This window comes from Saccharomonospora piscinae (assembly GCF_005862235.1).
GTDB lineage: Bacteria > Actinomycetota > Actinomycetes > Mycobacteriales > Pseudonocardiaceae > Saccharomonospora > Saccharomonospora piscinae.
Map to the genome: position 1 here is coordinate 585786 of NZ_VCEK01000001.1, position 19594 is coordinate 605379.

The following is a 19594-nucleotide window of genomic DNA, read 5'->3' on the forward strand; positions in this document are numbered from 1 at the left end:
GGGAACGCCACCGTGTCCGCAGCCCACGTCGCCGTGTTCGCACCGCACGATGCGGACTCGACTACGCAGACTGCGGACACGGCTACGCAACTTGAGGACACGGCTACGCAGGCTGCGGACACGGGTCGTTCGGCCCTGCCCACGCAGGGCGCGGCGGGTGAGGCTGGCGCCATGCGAGCACTGGTCGTGTACGAGTCCTGTTTCGGCAACACGCGAGCCGTCGCCGAGGCGGTGGGCGACGGGCTCGGCGAGCACGCCAGGGTCGAGCTGGTTGAGGTGGGCGAGGCCGCCGAGGAGATCGCTGACGGCGTCGACCTGCTCGTCGTGGGAGCGCCGACCCATGCGTTCGGGATGAGCAGGCCCGCGACGCGCCGCGACGCCGAACAGCGCGCGCAGCGCGCCGGTGCGCATCTGTTGTCGCGCGAGCGCGGGGTCAGGGAGTGGGTCGCGGCACTGCGCCTGCCGAAGGGGACCGACGTGGCGGCGTTCGACACCAAGATCTGGCGTCCCCGGCTACCGGGTTCCGCGGCGAAGGCGCTTGGTCGCCGGCTGAGCGCCGCGGGTGGGCAGCTCGCGGCCCCACCGCTCAGCTTCTACGTCGACGACGCGCTGGGGCCGCTCCTCGACGGCGAGCTCGCCCGCGCCCACGACTGGGGAGCCCGCCTGGCCGGGCGGCTGGCGGCACACTGAGGACAAACCAACGCCGCCATCGCCGCCGTCGGGTTCACTCGGGCGAGGCGGTCTCCAGCGGCCCCCGGCTGGGCGCACCCACCGACGCCTCCTTGCCGGGATGCACCCAGAGCACGACCTCGGCTCCCTCGACGGCGCCCGCCGTGCCCACCGGACGCTGGGCGGTGACGATGCCGGACATGGGCAGTTCGGTGCCGTCCGGCGGCACCGGGATGAGCCCGGCGCGCCGCACGATGTCAACGGCGTCGTCGGCGCCGAGGCCCACGACGTCGGGTACCTCGGTCACCGGTCGAGGTCCGTGCATGGCACTCATTGTAAGTGCTCACGAACGCGAACGGCAGTACGCGATCGTGAGCACTTCGGCTGTCACGGCACTCAGCTGGCGCGTTCGATCTCGACGCGTACTTCGGCCATGTCGACCTGCCGCACCTTCTCGATCAGGTCGTCGAGCGCGGGCGCGGGCAGCGCGCCGGGCTCGGCGTAGAGCACGACGCCGTCGCGCACAGCCAGCAGCGTGGGGATCGACGAGATGCCGAACGCCTGGGCCAGTTCCACCTGCGCCTCGGTGTCCACCTTGCCGAAGGTGATGTCCGGGTTGCGCTCGGACGCCTGCTCGAACACGGGGGCGAAGGTCCGGCACGGGCCACACCACGACGCCCAGAAGTCGACGAACACCGTTCCGTCGCCGCCGACGATCTCGTTGAAGTTGTCGCTGGTCAGTTCGACTGTCGCCACTGGGGGCCTCGCTCCCTGGTCTCGGGGGTGTTCTTCCTCGTCAACACGCGGAAGGAGCCCACCATTCCCGCGTCGATCAGGGGTGGCGGCCTGCGAGGAGGCAGAACTCGTTGCCCTCCGGATCGGCGAGCACCACCCAGCTCTCATCGCCCTGGCCGACGTCGACGCGGTGAGCACCGAGATCGAGCAGCCGGGCGAGTTCGTCGTCCTGTTCCCTGTCCGTGGGATTGAGATCGATGTGGAGCCTGTTCTTGCCGGTCTTGCCCTCGGGTACCGGCGCGAACGTCAACGTCGGCGGCACCGGGCCCGGCCGGCTCCTGCCCTCGGGCACGAGCGGGGAACCGATCGTGACGACTCCGCCCTCGTCGTCCTGCACCTCGTAGTCGAGGACCGCACACCAGAAGCGGGCGAGGCCGTGCGGGTCGGCGCAGTCGATCGCGAGTTCGGTGAACTTGCTGCTCATGTCGGGCTCTCCCGGAGGTGTCGTGGATTTCGCGACGAGCAGGTTAACCCGAGGGCAGCCCCCTCCATCAGCCGGGTAGAACACACGTTCGATCAGAGGTAGGCTTCGGCTATGGACCTCGCACTCCAGGGTTCGCTGTTCGACGCGCTCGGTCCCGGTGACCAGCCGTCGCTGCGACCGCTCGACGGCGTGCGCCGGACGGCGCTGAGCCACGGCGCATGGATCGACGTCCTGCCCGGCTGGCTGTCGGGCGCCGACGCGCTGTTCGAACGGCTGGCCCAGGACGTGCCCTGGCGGGCCGAGCGCCGCGTGATGTACGACCAGACGGTGAGCGTGCCCCGGCTGCTCTGCTTCTACGACGAGCACGACACGCTGCCGGAGCCGGTCCTGACCGCGGCGCGGTCGGCGTTGACGGCCCGCTACGAGTCCGAGCTGGGGGAACCCTTCCGCACGGCGGGGCTGTGTTACTACCGCGACGGCCGCGACAGTGTCGCCTGGCACGGCGACCGCATCGGCCGGGGCAGGCGGGAGGACACGATGGTCGCGATCCTGTCGGTCGGAGCTCCGCGGGCCCTGCTGCTGCGGCCGCGGTTCGGCGGCGGCGCGTCGGTACGCCACCAGCTCGGGCACGGCGACCTCATCGTGATGGGCGGCTCCTGCCAGCGCACCTGGGAGCACGCGATCCCGAAGACCACCAAGCCGGTCGGGCCCCGGATCAGCATCCAGTTCCGGCCGCGCGGGGTGCGCTGAGCACGCCCGGTTTGCCCGGCGTGTGGCGGGACAACCTGTGCGGGGACGTGCCGCTCCCGCAGGAGGTGGGTCGTGGTCGCGAACGTCTTCGTGCTCGGGTTGGACGAGGGCAACGCCGCGGTGCTGCACCGCCTGCCCGGTGCGGCGCGGCTGCGGTTCCACGCCCTGCTCGACGTGGCGGAGGTGCGCATCGGCCACAGCGACTTCCGGCGCTGCCTGGCGCACGCGCAGGAGCGGCTGGCCGGCTTCGACGGGCCGGTCGACGCGATCACCGGCTACTGGGACTTCCCGGTGACCTCCCTGGTGCCGGTGTTGTGCGAGGACTACGGCCTGCCCAGCACCAGCCTCGAATCGGTCGTGAAGTGCGAGCACAAGTACTGGAGCAGGCTGGAACAGCTCCGGGTCACCGACGCCTGCCCTCGGTTCGGGCTTCTCGACCTGCGTGCCCGCGAACCGCGACTGCCCGACGGGCTCGACTTTCCCGTGTGGGTGAAGCCGGTGAAGTCGGCGTCGTCGAAGTTCGCCTACCGGGTGGCCGACGAGCGGCAGCTGACCCGCGCGGTCGCCGAGGTGCGGGAGGGCATCGGCACGGTGGGCGGCCCGTTCGACGCGGTGCTCGAACGGGTGAACCTGCCGCCGGAGGTCGCGAAGGCCGGTGCGCGGGCGTGCCTGGCCGAGGAGGCCGTCGACGGCGCCCAGGTCACCGTGGAGGGCTACCGGCACCACCACGAGCCGCACGTGTACGGGGTCGTGGACTCGGTCCGGTATCCGGGCGAGTCGAGTTTCCTGCGCTACCACTACCCGTCCACGCTCCCGGCGGAGCTGATCCACCGGGTGTCGGACATCGCGAAGGCGATCGTGGTGCGGGTGGGGTTGCGTTCCACCACGTTCGATGTCGAGTTCTTCGTCGACACCGACTCGGGCCGGGTGTGGGTGCTGGAGGTCAATCCCCGGCTGTCCCAGTCGCACGCCCGGCTGTTCGAGCAGGTCGACGGCGTGTCGAACCTGCACTGCATGGTGAGCCTGGCGCTCGGGCACGATCCGGAGATGCCGCACCGCGAGGGCGGCTACGCCGTGGCGGCCAAGTGGTTCCTGCGCCGCTTCCACGACGGTGTGGTGCGCAGGGTGCCCTCCGCCGACGAGATCGCCGCCGTTGAGCGCGACCTCGGCGGTGTGACCGTCGAGCTGACGACCGAGCCGGGCACGCGGCTGTCCGAGCAGTACGCCAGGGACAGCTACAGCTACGAACTGGCCGACATTCACGTGGCCGCCGACGGCGAGGCGGAGCTCATCGGCAAGTACGAACGCTGCGTCGCCTCGCTTCGGTTCGAGATCGACGACGTCTGAAGCGGAGGCATTCGTGCGTACCGTCACCTCGCTGCCCCACAAGGTCCGCCGGGACGACCATCTCTGGGTCCCGCTGTCGGACGGCACGCGCCTGTCCGCGCGGGTGTGGCGGCCGGACTCGTCCGACGTCGAGCCGGTACCGGCCGTGCTCGAGTTCCTGCCGTACCGGCTCGGCGATCTGACCGCGCAGCGCGACTCGATCCACCACCCGTACCTCGCGGGCCACGGCTTCGCCGGCGTGCGTGTGGACCTGCGCGGGAGCGGCGACAGCGACGGCGTCCTCACCGACGAGTACACCGAGCAGGAGCTGCGGGACGGTGAGGAGGTGCTGGCGTGGCTGGCCGCGCAGCCGTGGTGTGACGGCAACACGGGCATGATGGGTATCTCGTGGGGCGGCTTCAACGCCCTGCAGCTCGCGGCGCGGCGCCCGCCGAGCCTGCGGGCCATCGCGACGCTCAGCTCCACCGACGACCGCTACGCCGACGACGTGCACTACATGGGTGGCTGCCTGCTGTCGGACAACCTGTCGTGGGCGTCGACGATGTTCGCCTACAACTCGTGCCCGCCGGACCCGGCCGTGGTGGGACACCGCTGGCGGGCGCTGTGGCGGGACCGGCTCGAAGGCTGCGAGCCGTGGCTGATCGAGTGGCTGCGGCACCAGCGGCGCGACGAGTACTGGCGGCACGGCTCGGTATGCGAGGACTATTCGGCCGTGGAGTGCGCGGTGCTCGCCGTCAGCGGCTGGGCCGACGGCTACTCCAACTCGGTGTTCCGTCTGCTGCGGCACCTGAGCGCGCCGAGGCAGGGGCTGATCGGGCCGTGGTCGCACAAGTATCCGCATCTGGGCAGGCCGGGTCCCGCGATCGGGTTCCTGCAGCAGCTGGTGCGCTGGTGGGAGCACTGGCTGGCCGGTGTGGACAACGGCGTGATGGCCGAACCGATGCTGCGGATCTGGATGCAGGAGAGCGCGAAACCGGCCACGGCGTACGAGCAGCGGCCCGGGCGGTGGATCGGCGAGCCCGCGTGGCCGTCACCGCACGTGGCACCGACCGAACTGACGATGCTGCGCAACCGGCTCGTCACCCGCTCCGACGGCGACGTCCCCGAGGAGGAGCTGACGATCGAGTCGCCGCTGTCGGTCGGCCAGTTCGCGGGCAAGTGGTGCTCCTACAACGCTCCCCCGGACCTGCCCTACGACCAGCGGGAGGAGGACGGCGGTTCGCTGGTGTTCGACACCGACGTGCTCACCGACCGCCACGAGGTGCTGGGCTCCCCGGTGGTGAACCTGGAACTGAGCGCCGACCGGCCGAACGCCATGGTGACCGTGCGCCTGTCGGACGTCGCTCCCGAGGGCAGGGCCACGCGCGTGAGCTACGGCCTGCTCAACCTCACGCACCGCGACGGGCACGACCGCCCCGAGCCGCTGGAGCCGGGACGACGCTACCGGGTTTCGGTGCCGCTCAACGGTGTGGCGCAGGCGTTTCCCGCCGGGCACCGCATCCGGATCGCGGTGTCGACGTCGTACTGGCCCCTGGCCTGGCCACCGCCGGAGCCGGTGCGGCTGACCGTGTTCGCGGGCAGCAGTTCGGTGACGCTGCCGCTGCGGCCCGCGCGGGACGGTGAGACCGGGCCCGAGCCGTTCGACGAGCCGGAGGGAACACCGCCGGTTCCGGTGCAGCGGCTGGAACCGGGTGACGGGGGCTGGACGGTCTCCCGCGACCTGGTCGACTACCGCTCGGCGCTCGACGTCGTGAAGGATCTCGGTGTCGTCCGCTTCGACGACACCGGCCTCGACGTGCGCCGCCGCGCCGACGAGCGCTACGAGTGGGTGGCCGACGACTTCGAGTCCGCGCGCGGCACGGTGGACTGGACCATGCGGTTCACCCGAGGAGACTGGGACGTCCGCACCACCACCCACACCACCCTCTCGTGTACCCCGACCGAGTTCGTCGTCCACGCCAGGCTGGACGCCTACGAGGGGGAGGTCCGGGTGCTGTCCCGCAACTGGCGTACCGCGATCCCCCGCGATCACGTGTGAGCGCCGCGCACCGTGCGCCTGCCGTCGGTGTCGCGCCGCGTGTGGCCCTGCGCGTCGAGTAGTTCCAGAAGAGGGACGGCGACGCGGCGGGTGGTGCCGAGCGCGCGGCGTGCCTCGCTCACGGTGAACGGTTCCGGCAGCCGGGACAGGATCGCGGTCGCCGCCTCGACGGCGTCGGGGCGCGCGACGACGCCGTCGGCGAGTCGCAGCAGCCGCCCGGCGCGCTCGGCGGCGGCGAGCTGCCGGGGTCCGAGGCCGAGCCCGGCGAGGTCGTGCGCGTCGGGAGCGGCGAACGGCTCGCGGGCCAGTCGCCGTTCCACCTCCCGGACGGCGCGCTCGACGGGGGCGGGCAGCGACGGGGCGGCGCCCGCCGGGCGCACGAGGCCATCGCCCACCACCAGGTCCGTGCGGCCGACGGCGACGGTGACCAGCTCGCCGGGAAGGTCGAGTTCGCGCCGCAGCTCCTCCAGCGCCAGGCCGGGTGACAGCGGGTCGCGGGCGTGCGCACGTGCCACCGCCTCCCGCGCCCGCGTCGCGGCCTCGTCGAGCAGCCCGTCGGCCACCGCCCAGCGGCCCACCCGCTCACTTGCGTGCGACTGCCAGCCGAGCGCGCGCAGCTCGTCGAGCGCCACCGCGCCGTGGCGGCGCACGAACGCGGCGGCGGGATCACCGGCGAGTTCCACCGCCCTGGCCCTGGCCGCGCCCCGGCGCCGCAGCGCGGGCGGGCTCGGGTCGAGCACGTCGACGCCCGCGGGCACGCGGTGCTCACCGGGGTCCCGCACCAGGCCACGATCACCGGCGCGCACCGGTAGCGCGCGCGACAGCGACAACCGCACCACGTCAGTCGCGAGTGGACGGACTCGGCAGGCGACGGCGGCGGCGCCGAGATGCAGCACCAGCTCCCGGTGCAGTTCCCCGGCCTTCGCGCCCCGCAGCCGCACGTCCAGCTCGTCGATATGGCGCCACCGGCCCGGTGTCAGCAGGGTGTCGCCGCGGCTGAGATCGTGGCGATCGAGGCCGCGCAGGTTCACCGCGACCCTGGCCACGGCGGCGACGGCCGCGCTCGGGCGGCCGAGCGATTCCAGTCCCCTCACCACGCACCGGCGGCCCGAACGGCCGAGCACGAGTTCGTCGCCCACCCGCAGGGTTCCCGCGCCGAGTGTCCCGGTGACCACGGTGCCCGCGCCCCGGACGCTGAACGCCCTGTCGATCCACAACCGGACGTCGGCGCCGGTGTCGGGCACGGGCAGCCGGTCGCCCAGCGCGGCGAGTTCGGCCCGCAGCGCGGCGAGTCCCCGCCCCGAGCGCACGCTGACCGCGACGGCGGACACCCGGCCGAGGCTCGTGAGTGCCAGCCGCTCCCCCGCGTCCGCGAGCACGGGCCCGGGGTCGGCGCGGTCGGCCTTGGTGACCACCAGCAGGCCGTGCCGGACGCCGAGCGCGTCGAGTGCGGCGAGATGCTCGGTGGACTGGGCCTGCCAGCCCTCGTCGGCCGCCACCACGAACAGCACGGCCGCGACCGGCCCGGTACCGGCGAGCATCGTCGGCACGAACCGCCGGTGTCCCGGAACGTCGACGAACGCGAACGTCCGCTCCCGCACTTGCGTCCACACGAACCCGAGCTCGACGGTGAGTCCCCGGCGGCGTTCCTCCGCGAGCCGGTCGGGTTCCATCCCGGTCAGCGCCCGCACGAGCGTGGACTTGCCGTGGTCGACGTGACCCGCGGTGGCTAGGACGTGCATCGCGCCACGGCCTCCACCAGCCGGTCGTCCGAGGCGGCCACCACCGTGCGCAGGTCGAGCAGGCACCGGCCCCGCTCGACGCGGCCGACCACGGCGGGACGCCCGTGCCGCAGCAGGACCGCGTACTCCTCAGGCAGGCTCACGGCCGCGCTGGGCAGCTCCACCTCCGGCGCCCCGCCACCCCCCACGGCGGCGACCGACGGGACGGCCACGGCGTCGACGCCGCGCCGGCTCAGCGTCTCGGCGACTCGCTCGGCGCGGGACCGCACCGTGCCGGGATCGGCGTCCAGAAACGCCCGCACCGGCGGCGCCGGTCCGCGCACGGTCGCCTCCAGCGCGGCGAGCGTGAGCTTGTCGACGCGCAACGCCCGCGCCGCCGGATGCCGCCGCAGCCGGTGAAGCAGGCCGTGCTCGCCGAACAGCAGGCCCGCCTGCGGGCCACCGAGCAGCTTGTCCCCGCTGGCGGTGACGAGGTCGGCACCGGCGGCGAGCGCACTCGCGGCGTCGGGCTCGCCGGGCAGCGCGGGATGCGGGCGCAACAGCCCGGAGCCGATGTCGGCCACCACGGCGACGCCGAGCCGCGCGAGGTCCGCGATCGGCACGGTGGACGTGAACCCGCTGACGACGTAGTTCGACGGGTGAACCTTCAACACGAAGCCGGTGTCGGGCCCGATCGCGTCGGCGTAGTCGGCCAGGTGGGTACGGTTCGTGGTCCCGACCTCGCGCAGCCGCGCGCCCGCCGAGGTGACCAAGTCGGGGATGCGGAACGAGTCGCCGATCTCGACCAGCTCGCCCCGGCTGATCACAATCTCCTTGCCCGGCGCCAGTGTCAGCGCGCAGAGCAGCAGCGCGGCGGCGTTGTTGTTGACCACGTGGACGCCGTCGGGCCCGCCCGCCTCCGGCAGCGCCTCGGCGAGCGCCGCGAGCGTGCCCCTGCCCCGCCGGGCGCGCCTGCCGTCGGTGAGGTCGAACTCGACGTCGGTGCTGCCACCGGCCTCGGCCACCGCGCGCACGGCGGCGGCCGAGAGCGGCGCGCGCCCCAGATTGGTATGCACCACGATTCCGGTCGCGTTGACGACCTCGCGCAACGACGACGCCGAGGACGGCAGCGAGGCCACTGCCTCGTCCGCCACCGCCTCCGGGGCCAGCTCACCGGAACGGGCACGCTCCTGCGCGGCGGCGACGACGGCCTTCACCACGCCCCGCCCGAGGTCGTCGGCCGCCTTGGCCAGCCGGGGGTCGGCCAGCAGCAGGTCGGTCCGCGGGATGCGCCTGCGCGCGTCACCCACGGCCACCACCCCGGGCGAGGGCGGATCGGCGGAGGCGAACGGGAATCGAACCCGCCAACGACGGTGTCCGCCGTTCAACGGTTTTGAAGACCGTGCCGGTCACCAGGCCGGAAGCGCCTCCCTGGGACATACGGCCATCCTGCCAGCAAGATTCACGGCACGCAGCACACGAACGGGCGCCTGCGGCCCCGGCCGGGCGGGGGCAGCATGGGGACATGGCTCACCGACTCACGCAGTACGCGCACGGTGGCGGCTGTGCGTGCAAGATCCCACCGGGCGAGCTGGAGGAGGTCGTACGTGGCCTCACCGGCGACGGCGCGCCCGTGCCCACCTCGCCCCCGGGGGAGCTGCTGGTGGGACTGCACGACGGGGACGACGCCGCGGCCGTGCGCCTGGACGGCGAGCAGGCCGTCGTCGCCACCACCGACTTCTTCACCCCGGTCGTGGACGACGCCTACGACTGGGGCCGGATCGCCGCCACCAACGCGCTGTCGGACGTGTACGCGATGGGGGGCACGCCGCTGGTGGCGTTGAACCTGCTGTGCTGGCCGAGGGAGACACTGCCGTTCGAGCTGGCCGCGGAGGTGCTGCGGGGCGGCGCCGAGGTGTGCGCGCGCGCCGGGTGCCATCTCGCAGGTGGGCACAGCGTCGACGATCCCGAACCGAAGTACGGGCTGGCCGTCACGGGCCTGGCCTCGGCGTCCACGCTCCTGCGCAACGACACGGGCCGCCCGGGCATGCCGCTGTCGCTGACGAAACCGCTGGGAATCGGGGTTCTGAACACGCGGCACAAGGCCACCGGCGAGTCGTTCGGCGAGGCCGTCGAGGTGATGACGACGCTCAACGACACGGCCGCGCGGGCGGCCGTCGCGGCGGGGCACCGCTGCGCCACCGACGTCACCGGCTTCGGCCTGCTCGGGCACCTGTTCAAGCTGGCGAGGGCCAGCGGGGTGTCGGCGGTGCTCGACGCGGCGGCGGTGCCCGTGCTCGACGCCGCGCGTGCGGCCGTGCGCGACGGGTACGTCTCCGGCGGAACCCGCCGCAACCTGGACTGGGTCCGCCCGCACACGGAGCTGACCGGCATCGCCGAGGACACGGCGTTGCTGCTCGCCGACGCGCAGACCTCGGGCGGGCTGCTGGTGGCCGGAGAGATCCCCGGCGCCGCCGTGGTGGGTGAACTGGTGCCGCGCGGCGAGCACGCCGTGGTGGTGCGGTGAACGGTTTGCGCCGTGGGGGTCCGGGAACGCCACTCGGGAAGCCCTGACGGGAGGTGCCCACATGGTCGAGTTGGAACTGTCCAGTCCGGCGTTCGACGACGGCGCGCCCATCCCGGCACACCACGCCCGGCAGGGCGGCAACGAGGTGCCGCCGCTGCGCTGGTCACCCGCTCCCGAGGGCACGGAGGAGCTGGTCCTGCTCTGCGAGGACCCGGACGCGCCGGGCGGGACGTTCACGCACTGGGTCGTGACCTCGATCCCGCCCGAGGTCACGCGCGTCGACGACGCCGTGCCGTCCGGCGCGGTTCTGGGGCGCAACAGCTTCGGCGACCTGGGCTGGGGCGGGCCGCACCCGCCGGTGGGCGACGAGGCACACCGCTATGTCTTCCGGGTGTCCGCCGTGGACCGGCCGCTCGGCCTCGGCGAGGGGGCGACGGCCGAGGACGTGCATGCCGCGGCCGACGGGCACGTCCTGGCCGAGGGCACGCTGGTCGGTTCGTTCGCGCGCTGAGCCGTACCCCTCAGAGCCCCTAACACATTGGCGTTCGATCAGGGAGCGGCGGCCAGGCGGATGGATCGCAAGGCGGAGGGGCGTCCGCGTACTGGAAGTACGTGGGCTCCTCCTCCAACGCGGCGAGGCGCCGTCTGGGCGTCGCGAGCCGAACAGATCAATGTGTTAGGGGCTCTCAGGGCGCGGGCTCGATGTGGACGACCTTGGTGGCGGTCAGCTCGTCCAGTAGTTCCGGCCCGTAGCCGTAGCCGTGCCCGCTGGCTCCGCGAGGGTGCGCGGCGCCGCCGGGGGCCCCGCCGAACACCGAATTGATTTTCACGGTCCCGACGGGGAGAGTCCGCCACGCGCGCTGGGCGTGTTCCATGGAGCGGGTCAGCACGGTGGCGGCGAGGCCGAACGCGCCGTCGCACGCGCGGGACAGGCCGTGCGCGAAGTCGTCGACCACACACACCGGGGCCACGGGGCCGAACGTCTCCTCCCGCATGATCCGCATCCTCGGTTCGCATCCGCTGAGCACGGTGGCGGGATAGCGCGCACCGGGCCCGCCCGGCACGGCGCCGCCCGCGACGGCCCGCGCCCCGGCGGTGAGGGCGTCGTCGACGTGCTCCTGCACGGCGATCCGGTGGCGCACGTCCACCAGCGGCAGTAGTCCGGTGCGCTCGGCCGCCGCGACGAGCGCGTCGAGGAACGGCCGCGCCACGGCGCGGTGTACGAAGATCCGCTCGACGGCGACGCAGATCTGGCCGCTGTTGGCGAACGCGCCCGTGGCCGCCTGTTCGGCCGCCCACCCGGGGTCCACGTCGGCGTCGACGAGCAAGGGATCGTTGCCGCCGTTCTCCAGCAGCACCTTGGCGCCGGTGCGGGCGGCCGTGGCGGCCAGTGTCCTGCCGGTGGCCGTGCTGCCCACGTGCGCGATCACGTCCACCCCGGGGTTCTCGGCCAGCCGCTGCCCGACGGTGCCGTCGCCCGCGAGGTGGCTCAGCACCCCTTCGGGCAGGTGCGGGCGCAGCACCGCACCCAGCAGCAGCCCGGTGTGCGGGCAGCGTTCACTCGGCTTGGCGACCACCGTGTTCCCGGTGACGAGCGCGGCGCCCACCAGACCGCAAGCCACGGCGACAGGGTCGTTCCAGGGTGTCAGCACCGCCACGACACCCCGCGGCTCGGGCACCATCAGGTCGGTGGCCGAGGGCGCGCCCTGGAGGCTGCGGCCCCGGTGCAGCGGGCCGAGCTCGGCGTACTGGCGCAGGGTGGCCACGCCAGCCAGCACCCCGTCCACCGCGTCGGCGGCGGGGCGGCCGGTCTCGACCTCGTTCACCTTCGCCAGTTCGTCGGCGCGGTCGGCGAGCGCGTCGGCTGCCGCCCGCAACGCCGAGGCTCGTTCCTCGGCGGGCGTGGCGGCCCAGGACGCGAAGGCAGCTCGTGCTCCCGTGACCGCCGAGGCCACCTGTTCGGGCGTGGCCATCGCGACCCGGCCGACGAGCGTGGAGTCGGCGGGGCTCTCGATGCGCAGGTGCGGGACGTCGGCACTCGCGGACGGCAGGTCGAGTTCGACGGCGAGATCGGTCATCGGCGGACATCCCTTCGCGGACGGCGCGGGTGGGAGCGGGGGCGGGGTCAGGGCAACTCCGCGAGAACTCCGCACTGGCGGCGTCCGGGCCGTCGTCGGTGCGGTCGGCTCTCACTTCCACGCCTGGCATACCCGGGGTGCGCGGGGGTAACCGGTTTGCATGGAGGCCGAGCCGGTCGAGTTGCTCCGCACCGCCATGCGGGTGGCCAACACGCTGCGGGCCCACGGAGTGCGGTTCGCGCTCGCCGGGGGTTGCGCGGTGTACGCGCACGGTGGCCCGGCCTTCGAACACGACGTGGACGTGTTCGTCACCGAGGCCGACGCCCCGGTGGCGCGCAAGGCGCTCGTCGAGGCGGGAATGCGGGCGGTGGACCCGCCCGAGGACTGGCTGACCAAGGTCTACGACGGTGACTGCCTGGTGGACCTCATCTTTCGTCCCAACGGGCGCGAGGTCACGCCGGAATCACTCGACCGGGCCGAGATGCTGCGGGTCGGCGCCACGACGGCTCCGGTGCTGCCCGCGACGGACCTGCTCGTCGACAAGCTCCTGGTCCTGGGGGACCACCGCTGCGACTTCACCCCACTGCTGCCGATCGCGCGCGCGGTGCGCGAGCAGGTGCGCTGGCCGGAGGTCGCCGACCGCACCGAGGGCTCGCCGTACGCGCTGGCCTTCCTGACGCTGCTCGCCGCGCTCGGCATCGCCGATCTCGCGCGCCCCACCGAGGAGGGAGAGCACCGTGCCCGGCCACGACCCCGCTGACCGTTCCGCCCGTCCCGGTTCCGCCGCCGGGGCCGAGCCGCCCGAGTACCGCGCGGCGCGGTTGCGGCGTGCGCTCGCGGAGGACCCTCGCACCGCCGAGCTCGGCATCCAGGTCGACGTGCGGGGTTCCCACGCCTACCTCAGCGGCACGGTGGCGTCGGCGGCCTGCAAACAGCAACTGGCCGAGGTGCTGGGCGAGCGCGAACCCGGCCTGCGCGTCCACAACGACGTCCGGGTCGTCGAGGCGGGGGAACCGGGCGAGGCCGAGGTGCTGCGATGATCCGCATCGCGGCGGTCGGCGACGTCCATCTCGGCCGGGACGCACAGGGCAGGTTGCGGCCCGCGCTGGAGCACCTGCCCGAACGCGCGGACGTGCTGCTGCTCGCCGGGGATTTGACCCGGCACGGCACGCCCGAGGAGGCGCGCATCGTGGCACGGGAGTTCGGCGGGCTCGGTGTTCCCGTGGTGGCGGTGCTCGGCAACCACGACCACCACAGCGACGCCGTGGCCGAGGTGACGGCCGTCCTGGGCGGCGAGGGCGGCATCGAGGTGCTGGAGGGCAACGGTGTGGTGCTGCCGGTCGACGGCACCCGGCTGGGCGTGGCCGGGGTGAAGGGCTTCGGCGGCGGATTCGAGGGGCGCTGCGCCAGCGCGTTCGGCGAGCCGGAGATGAAGGCGTTCGTCGGGCACACCCTCGACATCGCGGGCAGCCTGCGCTCGGCGCTGGCCTCGCTCGACGCCGACGTGCACGTCGCGCTCACCCACTACTCCCCCGTGCCGGACACCCTGCACGGGGAACCGCAGGAGATCTACCCGTTCCTCGGTGCCTACCAGCTCGGGGAGGCCATCGACGAGTCACGGGCGGCGCTGGCCGTCCACGGCCACGCCCACTCGGGCTGCGAACACGGCGTGACGCCCGGCGGGGTGCGGGTGCGCAACGTCGCCCAGCCGGTGATCCGCTCGGCCTTCGCGCTGTACTGCCTGGACGAGGCCACGCCGTGAGCGAACCCCGCGACGACGCTCAGCCGTCGTCCCCGTCCCCGTCCCCGTCCTCGTCACCGTCGTTGTCCCCGTCGTCCTCCCCGTCACCGCTGCCGCCGCTGTCGGCGGCGCCCAGATCGACGATCGAGACCGTCTCGTCGGTGTCGATCAGCACCTGTCCGTCCCGGGCAAGGGTGCCGAGGCGGTGGACCTCGCGGATGACGTCGCCGTCCGGCATGAGGAAGTCGAGCGTCACCTCGACCGTGTTCTCCCCGACGGCGTTCGGCCCGCCACTGATCACGATCTGGTCCACGCCCGACCAGAAGCCCCGGTAGGAGTCCTTGCCCTGCTCACGCAGGCCCGGCCCGAGGCGCTCCCACGCCTGGTCGACGTCGCCCGGCAGCAGCGCGTAGTAGTCGGCGACCGCCTGTTCGAGCTCCTGCGGGCTCGCGGTCTGTGACTCGGCCGACGGTGAGCTGGGCGGGGATTGCGCGGAAGTCGTGGTCTGCGAAGCCGCCGAGTCGCCCTGCGACTCCCCTGCCGCCGTGGTGACCGCGGAGGCCCCGGTGGCGGGCGGGCTCGCCCCGGCGGAGTCGTCCTCGCCGGACCCGCTGACGAGCAGCTCGGCCACGAGGATGCCCACGGCGGCCGCGGCGAGCACGGCCAGTGCTGTGGTGACCACGCGCGCCCGAGACCAGCCGCCCCGGCTTTCCGCCGGAGCCGCAGGCTGGCCCGACGGCGGGTGCGGCGCGTGCTGGGTGGTGTGGGCGGCCGGTGGTCCCGGCGCGGCGCCCGGTGGTGACGACGGGGCCGGCACGGCAGCGACGGCGGCGGGCTGGAGATCCACTCGCGTGGCGGGCCTGGCGGGAGTGGCCGGGAGGGTCGGTGGCTCGACCGGCCTTCCTTCCGCGACCGCGTGCAGGGAGCTCTCCACGTCGGCCATCGCGGGCCGGGCGTGGGGTTCGGGATGCAGCATGGCCCGGAGCGGGCCGTCGAGCACACCCGCCTGCCGGGGTGGGATGACCTTGCCGGACGCGACGAGGTGCAGCATGGCGATCTCGTTGCCCGGGTTCTCGAAGGGCGGCCTGCCCTCCACGGCCGCGTAGAGGGTCGCCCCGAGCGAGAAGACGTCGGCCGCGGGCCCCGGCTCGGCGCCCCGCGCCGTCTCGGGCGAGAGGAACGCGGGCGTGCCGGCCAGCAGGCCGGTGCTCGTCACGGTGATGTCGCCCGCGGCACGGGAGATGCCGAAGTCGGTGATCTTGGCGGTGCCGTCGTCCGCGAGCAGCACGTTGCCGGGTTTGACGTCCCGGTGGATCACACCGGCCTCGTGCGCGGCGGTGAGTGCCGCGGCCACCTGCGCGCCGAAGCGCGCGACGTCCTGGGGCGGCAGCGTGCCGCGTTCTCCGAGCACGTCGGACAGGCTCCGGGACGGCAGGTACTCCATGACGAGCACCGGGTGCCCCTCGTGGTCCGCGACGTTGTAAACCGAGATCGCGTTCGGGTGCTGCAACCGGGCCGCGATCCGGCCCTCGCGAAACGCGCGCTGCCGCGCCTTCTCCGTCTCGGTGTCGTTGAGTCCCGGTGGGAGCAGCAGTTGCTTGACCGCGACGGTCCGGTCGAGCCGGACATCCACGGCACGCCAGACCACCCCCATCGCGCCGCTGCCGACCCGGCTGTCCAGCCGGTAGCGCCCCGCGATCAGCGTTCCGTCGCCGTCACTGCCGTCACTGCCGTCACTCACCTCGGACCCACCTCCTTGCCCGGGACAGACTAGAGCGTCACGATCACAGCGCCCGGCCAGGTCCGGCAAGCCCGTGGGCCTTATGGATCATTTGTCCGGCCGACGCAAGAGCTGCGTTTTCCTTTCACTCGAACGGGGTATCAATCCTGGGTCCGTGACTCCGGCCCGAGGAGACATTCATGAAACGCGGTGCGCAGACCGCCGTCGCCGTCGTTGCCGGGTATCTCCTGGGACGCACCAAGAAAATGCGCCTGGCGCTGATGATCGCGGCGGCGGGAGCGACGGGCAAGGTCGGATCCAGCCCGCAAAGCCTGGTGAAGGACGGGTTCAAGAAGCTGTCCGAGACCGCGGACTTCGGTCAGATCACTGACAGCGTGCGCGGTGAACTCGCGGGGGCGGCCAAGGCCGCGGCGACGAGGGCGGCCACCTCCCGGGTCGAGTCGCTGAGCAGGCGACTCCAGGAGGGCCCGTCCGAGGGTGCCGACGACGGCGAGGAAGCGGAGCAGCGGGAATCCGGTCGCGAGGAACCGGAACAGCAGGATTCCGAGCAGCGGGAACCGGAACGGAAGCGTCCGGCCACCCGGGAGCGGCCCGCGCGCCGGTCGTCATCGCGGCGCGGCGACGACTCCGGCGGTGACAGCGACAGCGGCGCCGAAGAGGGCGAGCGCCGCGGCCGCCGCGCCACGGCGGGCTCGCGCCGCCCGGCGAAACGGTCGGCGCCGTCCCGGTCCCGCGAGGAGCAGTCCGACGAGGCCGAGAGTGACAGCGATGCCGGGGAGCAGGAGCGCCCCCGGACCCGAGCGCGGTCGGCGGCCGGGCGCTCCCCCGTCCGCAGGGCAGGGAGGTGAGCTGTGACCAGGGCAGCAGGCAGGACCGCGGGTAAGGCCGCGGACACGGCGGGCAAGGCAGGCGACACAGCGGGCAAAACCGCGAAGAAGGCCGGTTCCGCCGCACCCGGCGGCGCACTGACCGACGCGCTGGGCACGCTGGCGGGCACGTTGGCCAATCGCGCGGCCTCGTCGGTGGCCGGCACGGTGAGCCGGTCGGCCCAGCGGCTCACGGACTACGCCGACGGCGGTGGCGGTGACGGTGACGGTGGCGGGGGTCTCGGCACGGCACTCACCGGAGCGAAGAAGCTCGCGGAGGGCCAGACCCCGGTCCGCGCCGCGCTGAGCACGGGCGCGTCCAAGGTCAAGGAGAAGGTCAAGAGCGCGTTCGGCGGCGGAGGATCGGGCAAGAAGGGCGGCGGGCTCAAGCTCACCAACATCGTCGAGGCGATCGACGTCGGCGTGCCGGTGGATGTGGCCTACGACCAGTGGACGCGCTTCACCGACTTCCCGACCTTCATGAAGAAGGTCGAGAACGTCGAGCAGGAGTCCGACGAAAAGCTGTCGTGGAAGGCGCAGGTGCTCTGGTCGCACCGGTCCTGGGATTCGACGATCACCGATCAGGTTCCCGACCAGCACATCGTGTGGCGCTCGAAGGGCGAGAAGGGCTACGTCGACGGCGCGGTGACGTTCCACGAGCTGGGACCGAACCTCACCCGCATTCTGCTGGTACTGGAGTACCACCCGCAGGGGTTCTTCGAGCAGACCGGCAATCTGTGGCGCGCCCAGGGCCGCCGCGCCCGCCTGGAGCTGAAGCACTTCCGCAGGCACGTGATGACGAAGACGCTCCTGCATCCCGAGGAACTGGAGGGCTGGCGCGGCACCATCCACGACGAAGAGGTGGTGGACGACGGCAGCGACGCGCGACCGCCCCGCGAATCCGGCGGCTCCGAGGACGAGGACGAGCGGGACGACGACTACGACGAGGGCGAGGGAGACGGCGAGGACTACGAGGACGAGGAGTACGACGACTCCGACGACTCCGAGGAATCCGAGGACGAAGAGGACGACGAGGACCAGGACCGCGACGAGACCGAGCAGGACGACAGCGGCGACGACCGCGAGACCCCCGCCCGGCGGGGCGGCGGACGCCGGGGACGAGGAGGACGTGCGTGACCTCTGTACAACCAGCGGGCGGCGGGGGCGGTCCCTCGCCGTCGGGACTCGCCGACGTCATCGACACGATCCTGGACAAGGGACTGGTGATCGACGCCTACGTGCGGGTGTCGCTGGTCGGGATCGAACTGTTGACCATCGACGCCCGGATCGTGGTGGCCAGTGTGGACACCTACCTGCGGTTCGCGGAGGCCACCAGCAGGCTCCAGATCGGCGACGACCAGAAGCAGGGGCTGCCCGAGCTGGTGGAGGGCATGACGTCCGGCGCGGCCAAGTCCAAGACCAAGGGCGCCCTCGACGCGGCGGGCGACAAGCTGCGCGACGTCTTCGGTGAGACCGAGGCCGAGACCGAGAGGAGGGCCTGAATGGCGGGGACGGCGACGACCACCGACCGGCGCGAACACGACGAGGGCAACGAGGACCACGGTGAGTCGCGGCGCACCCGAGGGGCGTACGTCTACGGCATCGTGCCCGCCGACGTCGAGACCGACCCGGAGGTGCGCGGCCTCGGCGACCCGCCCGGCGAGATCACCGTGGTGCGCCACGGGGACGTCGCCGCGCTGGTCAGCGACCTGACGATCGACCGCCCGCTGGGCACGCCCGAGGACCTGCGCACCCACGCGGAGATCCTCGACGCCACCGCGGCCGAGGTCCCGGTGCTGCCGCTGCGGTTCGGTGCGGTGCTGACCGACACCGACGCCGTGTCGGCCGAGTTGCTCGCCGAGCACCACGACGAGTTCGCGGCGGCACTCACTGAACTGGAGGGCAAGGCCGAGTACGTCGTCAAGGGCCGCTACGACGAGCGGGCCGTGCTCGCCGAGATCCTGTCGGAGAACGACGAGGCCAGCCGCCTGCGGGACGCGATCCAGGACAAGCCCGAAGAGGCCACCCGCAACGAGCGCATCGCACTCGGCGAACTCATCGCGAACACCATCACGGCCAAGCGCGAGCAGGACACGCGCACAACCGTGGCGGCGCTGGAGGAGCTCGGCCTCACCGTGGCCGAACGGGAACCGACCCATGAACGCGACGCCGTCTACGTCGCCTGCCTCGCCGACACGGGCGCCCAGGCCGACCTCGAAAACCTCGTCGACGACCTGGCCGGACGCTGGGGCGAGCGGGTGGACCTGCGGTTGCTCGGCCCGCTCGCGGCCTACGACTTCGTACTCACCGCCCGGCAGGGCGGGTAGGAAGGACGGTGCCGAGGTGGGACTGGTGACGATGATCCTGGGACTGCCGCTGGCCCCGGTGCGGGGCGTGGTGTCCCTGGCCGACGTGATCCGCGAGCAGGTCGACAAGGAGCTCTACGACCCGGCGTCCGTGCGGCGGGAGCTGGAGGCCGCCGAGGAGGCCAGGGCGGCGGGCGAGATCTCGGCCGAGGAGGAGGCCGAGATCCAGCAGCGCGCGCTGAGCAGGCTTACCGGCAGTGACCCGGCCCCGCCCGCCGAAGGGAGCTGAGGCGGCGATGACCGAGGACCTCGGCGAGGTGACCGCGGCGCAGGCGGCCGAACGCGCGCTGGACCACGTCGAGCGGCTCACCCGGCGGCAGCCGCTCGGCGTGACCTCCGTGGCGCCCACCGAGGAGGGCTGGCTCGCGGAGGTGGAGGTCGTGGAGGAGAGCCGGGTGCCGTCGACGGCGAACATTCTCGGCCTCTACGAGGTCGACATGGAGGTGAACGGTGACCTGGTGTCGTACCGCAGGACCCGTCGCTACGCGCGGGGCCGCACCGAGGGGTGACACGTGAGGCCGGAACGTGACG

General features: G+C 73.0%; 22 protein-coding genes and 1 tRNA gene. 15 read left to right on the forward strand and 8 right to left on the reverse strand.

Features of this window, described 5'->3' with window-relative positions; translation table 11 throughout:
• Positions 1-171 precede the first annotated feature (171 nt).
• On the forward strand, positions 172-690 hold the full coding sequence (locus FFT09_RS02795) for a flavodoxin family protein (protein WP_081190609.1): 519 nt from the start codon (positions 172-174) through the stop codon (positions 688-690).
• A gap of 34 nt (positions 691-724) precedes the next feature.
• On the opposite strand, the gene FFT09_RS02800 is transcribed toward FFT09_RS02795, so the two are convergent.
• The 3 genes from FFT09_RS02800 to FFT09_RS02810 all read right to left on the reverse strand — a co-directional run bounded on the left by FFT09_RS02800 (position 725) and on the right by FFT09_RS02810 (position 1888).
• Positions 725-994, reverse strand: coding sequence for a PASTA domain-containing protein (locus FFT09_RS02800; RefSeq protein WP_024874150.1), 270 nt, complete (start codon positions 992-994; stop codon positions 725-727).
• 71 nt (positions 995-1065) lie between these two features.
• Positions 1066-1425, reverse strand: a complete 360-nt coding sequence (gene trxA, locus FFT09_RS02805; RefSeq protein ID WP_138381738.1) for a thioredoxin — start codon at positions 1423-1425, stop codon at positions 1066-1068.
• Positions 1426-1501: 76 nt separating this feature from the next.
• Positions 1502-1888, reverse strand: a complete 387-nt coding sequence (locus FFT09_RS02810) for a VOC family protein (protein ID WP_024874152.1) — start codon at positions 1886-1888, stop codon at positions 1502-1504.
• Positions 1889-1999: 111 nt separating this feature from the next.
• Between FFT09_RS02810 and FFT09_RS02815 the strand changes: the two genes are divergently transcribed.
• From FFT09_RS02815 to FFT09_RS02825, 3 genes are all read left to right on the forward strand, one after another.
• Entirely contained in the window at positions 2000-2638 is a 639-nt protein-coding gene (locus FFT09_RS02815) for an alpha-ketoglutarate-dependent dioxygenase AlkB (protein WP_081190611.1), read from the forward strand.
• 72 nt (positions 2639-2710) lie between these two features.
• Entirely contained in the window at positions 2711-3985 is a 1275-nt protein-coding gene (locus tag FFT09_RS02820; protein WP_081190612.1) for an ATP-grasp domain-containing protein, read from the forward strand.
• Between the two features lie 13 nt (positions 3986-3998).
• Positions 3999-6023 carry a CocE/NonD family hydrolase gene (locus tag FFT09_RS02825; protein WP_138381739.1) on the forward strand — a complete coding sequence of 675 codons (2025 nt, stop codon included), beginning with the start codon at positions 3999-4001 and terminating at the stop codon, positions 6021-6023.
• Here the strand turns inward: FFT09_RS02825 and selB are convergent.
• The 3 genes from selB to FFT09_RS02840 form a co-directional block, all read right to left on the reverse strand.
• Positions 6014-7765, reverse strand: a complete 1752-nt coding sequence (gene selB / locus FFT09_RS02830) for a selenocysteine-specific translation elongation factor (RefSeq protein ID WP_138381740.1) — start codon at positions 7763-7765, stop codon at positions 6014-6016. The two genes, FFT09_RS02825 and selB, sit on opposite strands and share 10 nt — an antisense overlap.
• Positions 7753-9054, reverse strand: coding sequence for an L-seryl-tRNA(Sec) selenium transferase (gene selA, locus FFT09_RS02835; protein WP_138381741.1), 1302 nt, complete (start codon positions 9052-9054; stop codon positions 7753-7755). The genes selB and selA overlap by 13 nt, the downstream gene beginning before the upstream one ends.
• A gap of 29 nt (positions 9055-9083) precedes the next feature.
• A tRNA-Sec gene (locus FFT09_RS02840) sits at positions 9084-9175 on the reverse strand.
• A gap of 94 nt (positions 9176-9269) precedes the next feature.
• Here FFT09_RS02840 and selD point away from each other — a divergent pair.
• Both selD and FFT09_RS02850 read left to right on the forward strand, forming a co-directional pair.
• Entirely contained in the window at positions 9270-10271 is a 1002-nt protein-coding gene (gene selD / locus FFT09_RS02845) for a selenide, water dikinase SelD (RefSeq protein WP_138381742.1), read from the forward strand.
• A gap of 61 nt (positions 10272-10332) precedes the next feature.
• Positions 10333-10782 carry a YbhB/YbcL family Raf kinase inhibitor-like protein gene (locus tag FFT09_RS02850; protein ID WP_081190616.1) on the forward strand — a complete coding sequence of 150 codons (450 nt, stop codon included), beginning with the start codon at positions 10333-10335 and terminating at the stop codon, positions 10780-10782.
• 175 nt (positions 10783-10957) lie between these two features.
• On the opposite strand, the gene FFT09_RS02855 is transcribed toward FFT09_RS02850, so the two are convergent.
• Positions 10958-12349, reverse strand: coding sequence for an aldehyde dehydrogenase family protein (locus tag FFT09_RS02855; RefSeq protein ID WP_138381743.1), 1392 nt, complete (start codon positions 12347-12349; stop codon positions 10958-10960).
• Between the two features lie 160 nt (positions 12350-12509).
• Here FFT09_RS02855 and FFT09_RS02860 point away from each other — a divergent pair, with 160 nt between their 5' ends.
• From FFT09_RS02860 to FFT09_RS02870, 3 genes are read left to right on the forward strand one after another with little or no spacing between them, the layout of a single operon-like run.
• Positions 12510-13109, forward strand: coding sequence for a nucleotidyltransferase (locus FFT09_RS02860; RefSeq protein WP_138381744.1), 600 nt, complete (start codon positions 12510-12512; stop codon positions 13107-13109).
• Positions 13087-13389 carry a BON domain-containing protein gene (locus FFT09_RS02865; RefSeq protein ID WP_138381745.1) on the forward strand — a complete coding sequence of 101 codons (303 nt, stop codon included), beginning with the start codon at positions 13087-13089 and terminating at the stop codon, positions 13387-13389. The genes FFT09_RS02860 and FFT09_RS02865 overlap by 23 nt, the downstream gene beginning before the upstream one ends.
• Complete coding sequence (locus FFT09_RS02870) at positions 13386-14111, forward strand: metallophosphoesterase family protein (protein WP_138381746.1); 726 nt, start codon at positions 13386-13388, stop codon at positions 14109-14111. Before FFT09_RS02865 ends, FFT09_RS02870 begins: the two co-directional genes overlap by 4 nt.
• Positions 14112-14130: 19 nt before the next feature.
• On the opposite strand, the gene FFT09_RS02875 is transcribed toward FFT09_RS02870, so the two are convergent.
• Positions 14131-15744, reverse strand: coding sequence for a serine/threonine-protein kinase (locus tag FFT09_RS02875; RefSeq protein WP_138382031.1), 1614 nt, complete (start codon positions 15742-15744; stop codon positions 14131-14133).
• Positions 15745-16010: 266 nt separating this feature from the next.
• Between FFT09_RS02875 and FFT09_RS22840 the strand changes: the two genes are divergently transcribed.
• The 6 genes from FFT09_RS22840 to gvpO are packed head-to-tail and all read left to right on the forward strand — an operon-like array spanning position 16011 to position 19572.
• Positions 16011-16679 (forward strand): hypothetical protein, encoded by a 669-nt coding sequence (locus FFT09_RS22840; RefSeq protein ID WP_167305324.1) that lies wholly within the window; start codon positions 16011-16013, stop codon positions 16677-16679.
• Positions 16680-16682: 3 nt separating this feature from the next.
• On the forward strand, positions 16683-17834 hold the full coding sequence (locus FFT09_RS02880; protein WP_167305325.1) for an SRPBCC family protein: 1152 nt from the start codon (positions 16683-16685) through the stop codon (positions 17832-17834).
• Complete coding sequence (gene gvpJ, locus FFT09_RS02885) at positions 17831-18199, forward strand: gas vesicle protein GvpJ (RefSeq protein WP_024874167.1); 369 nt, start codon at positions 17831-17833, stop codon at positions 18197-18199. Before FFT09_RS02880 ends, gvpJ begins: the two co-directional genes overlap by 4 nt.
• Entirely contained in the window at positions 18200-19024 is an 825-nt protein-coding gene (locus FFT09_RS02890; protein ID WP_081190619.1) for a GvpL/GvpF family gas vesicle protein, read from the forward strand.
• Positions 19025-19040: 16 nt separating this feature from the next.
• Positions 19041-19292, forward strand: a complete 252-nt coding sequence (locus tag FFT09_RS02895; RefSeq protein WP_024874169.1) for a gas vesicle protein GvpG — start codon at positions 19041-19043, stop codon at positions 19290-19292.
• Positions 19293-19299: 7 nt separating this feature from the next.
• On the forward strand, positions 19300-19572 hold the full coding sequence (gene gvpO / locus FFT09_RS02900; protein ID WP_024874170.1) for a gas vesicle protein GvpO: 273 nt from the start codon (positions 19300-19302) through the stop codon (positions 19570-19572).
• Positions 19573-19594: the final 22 nt, after the last annotated feature.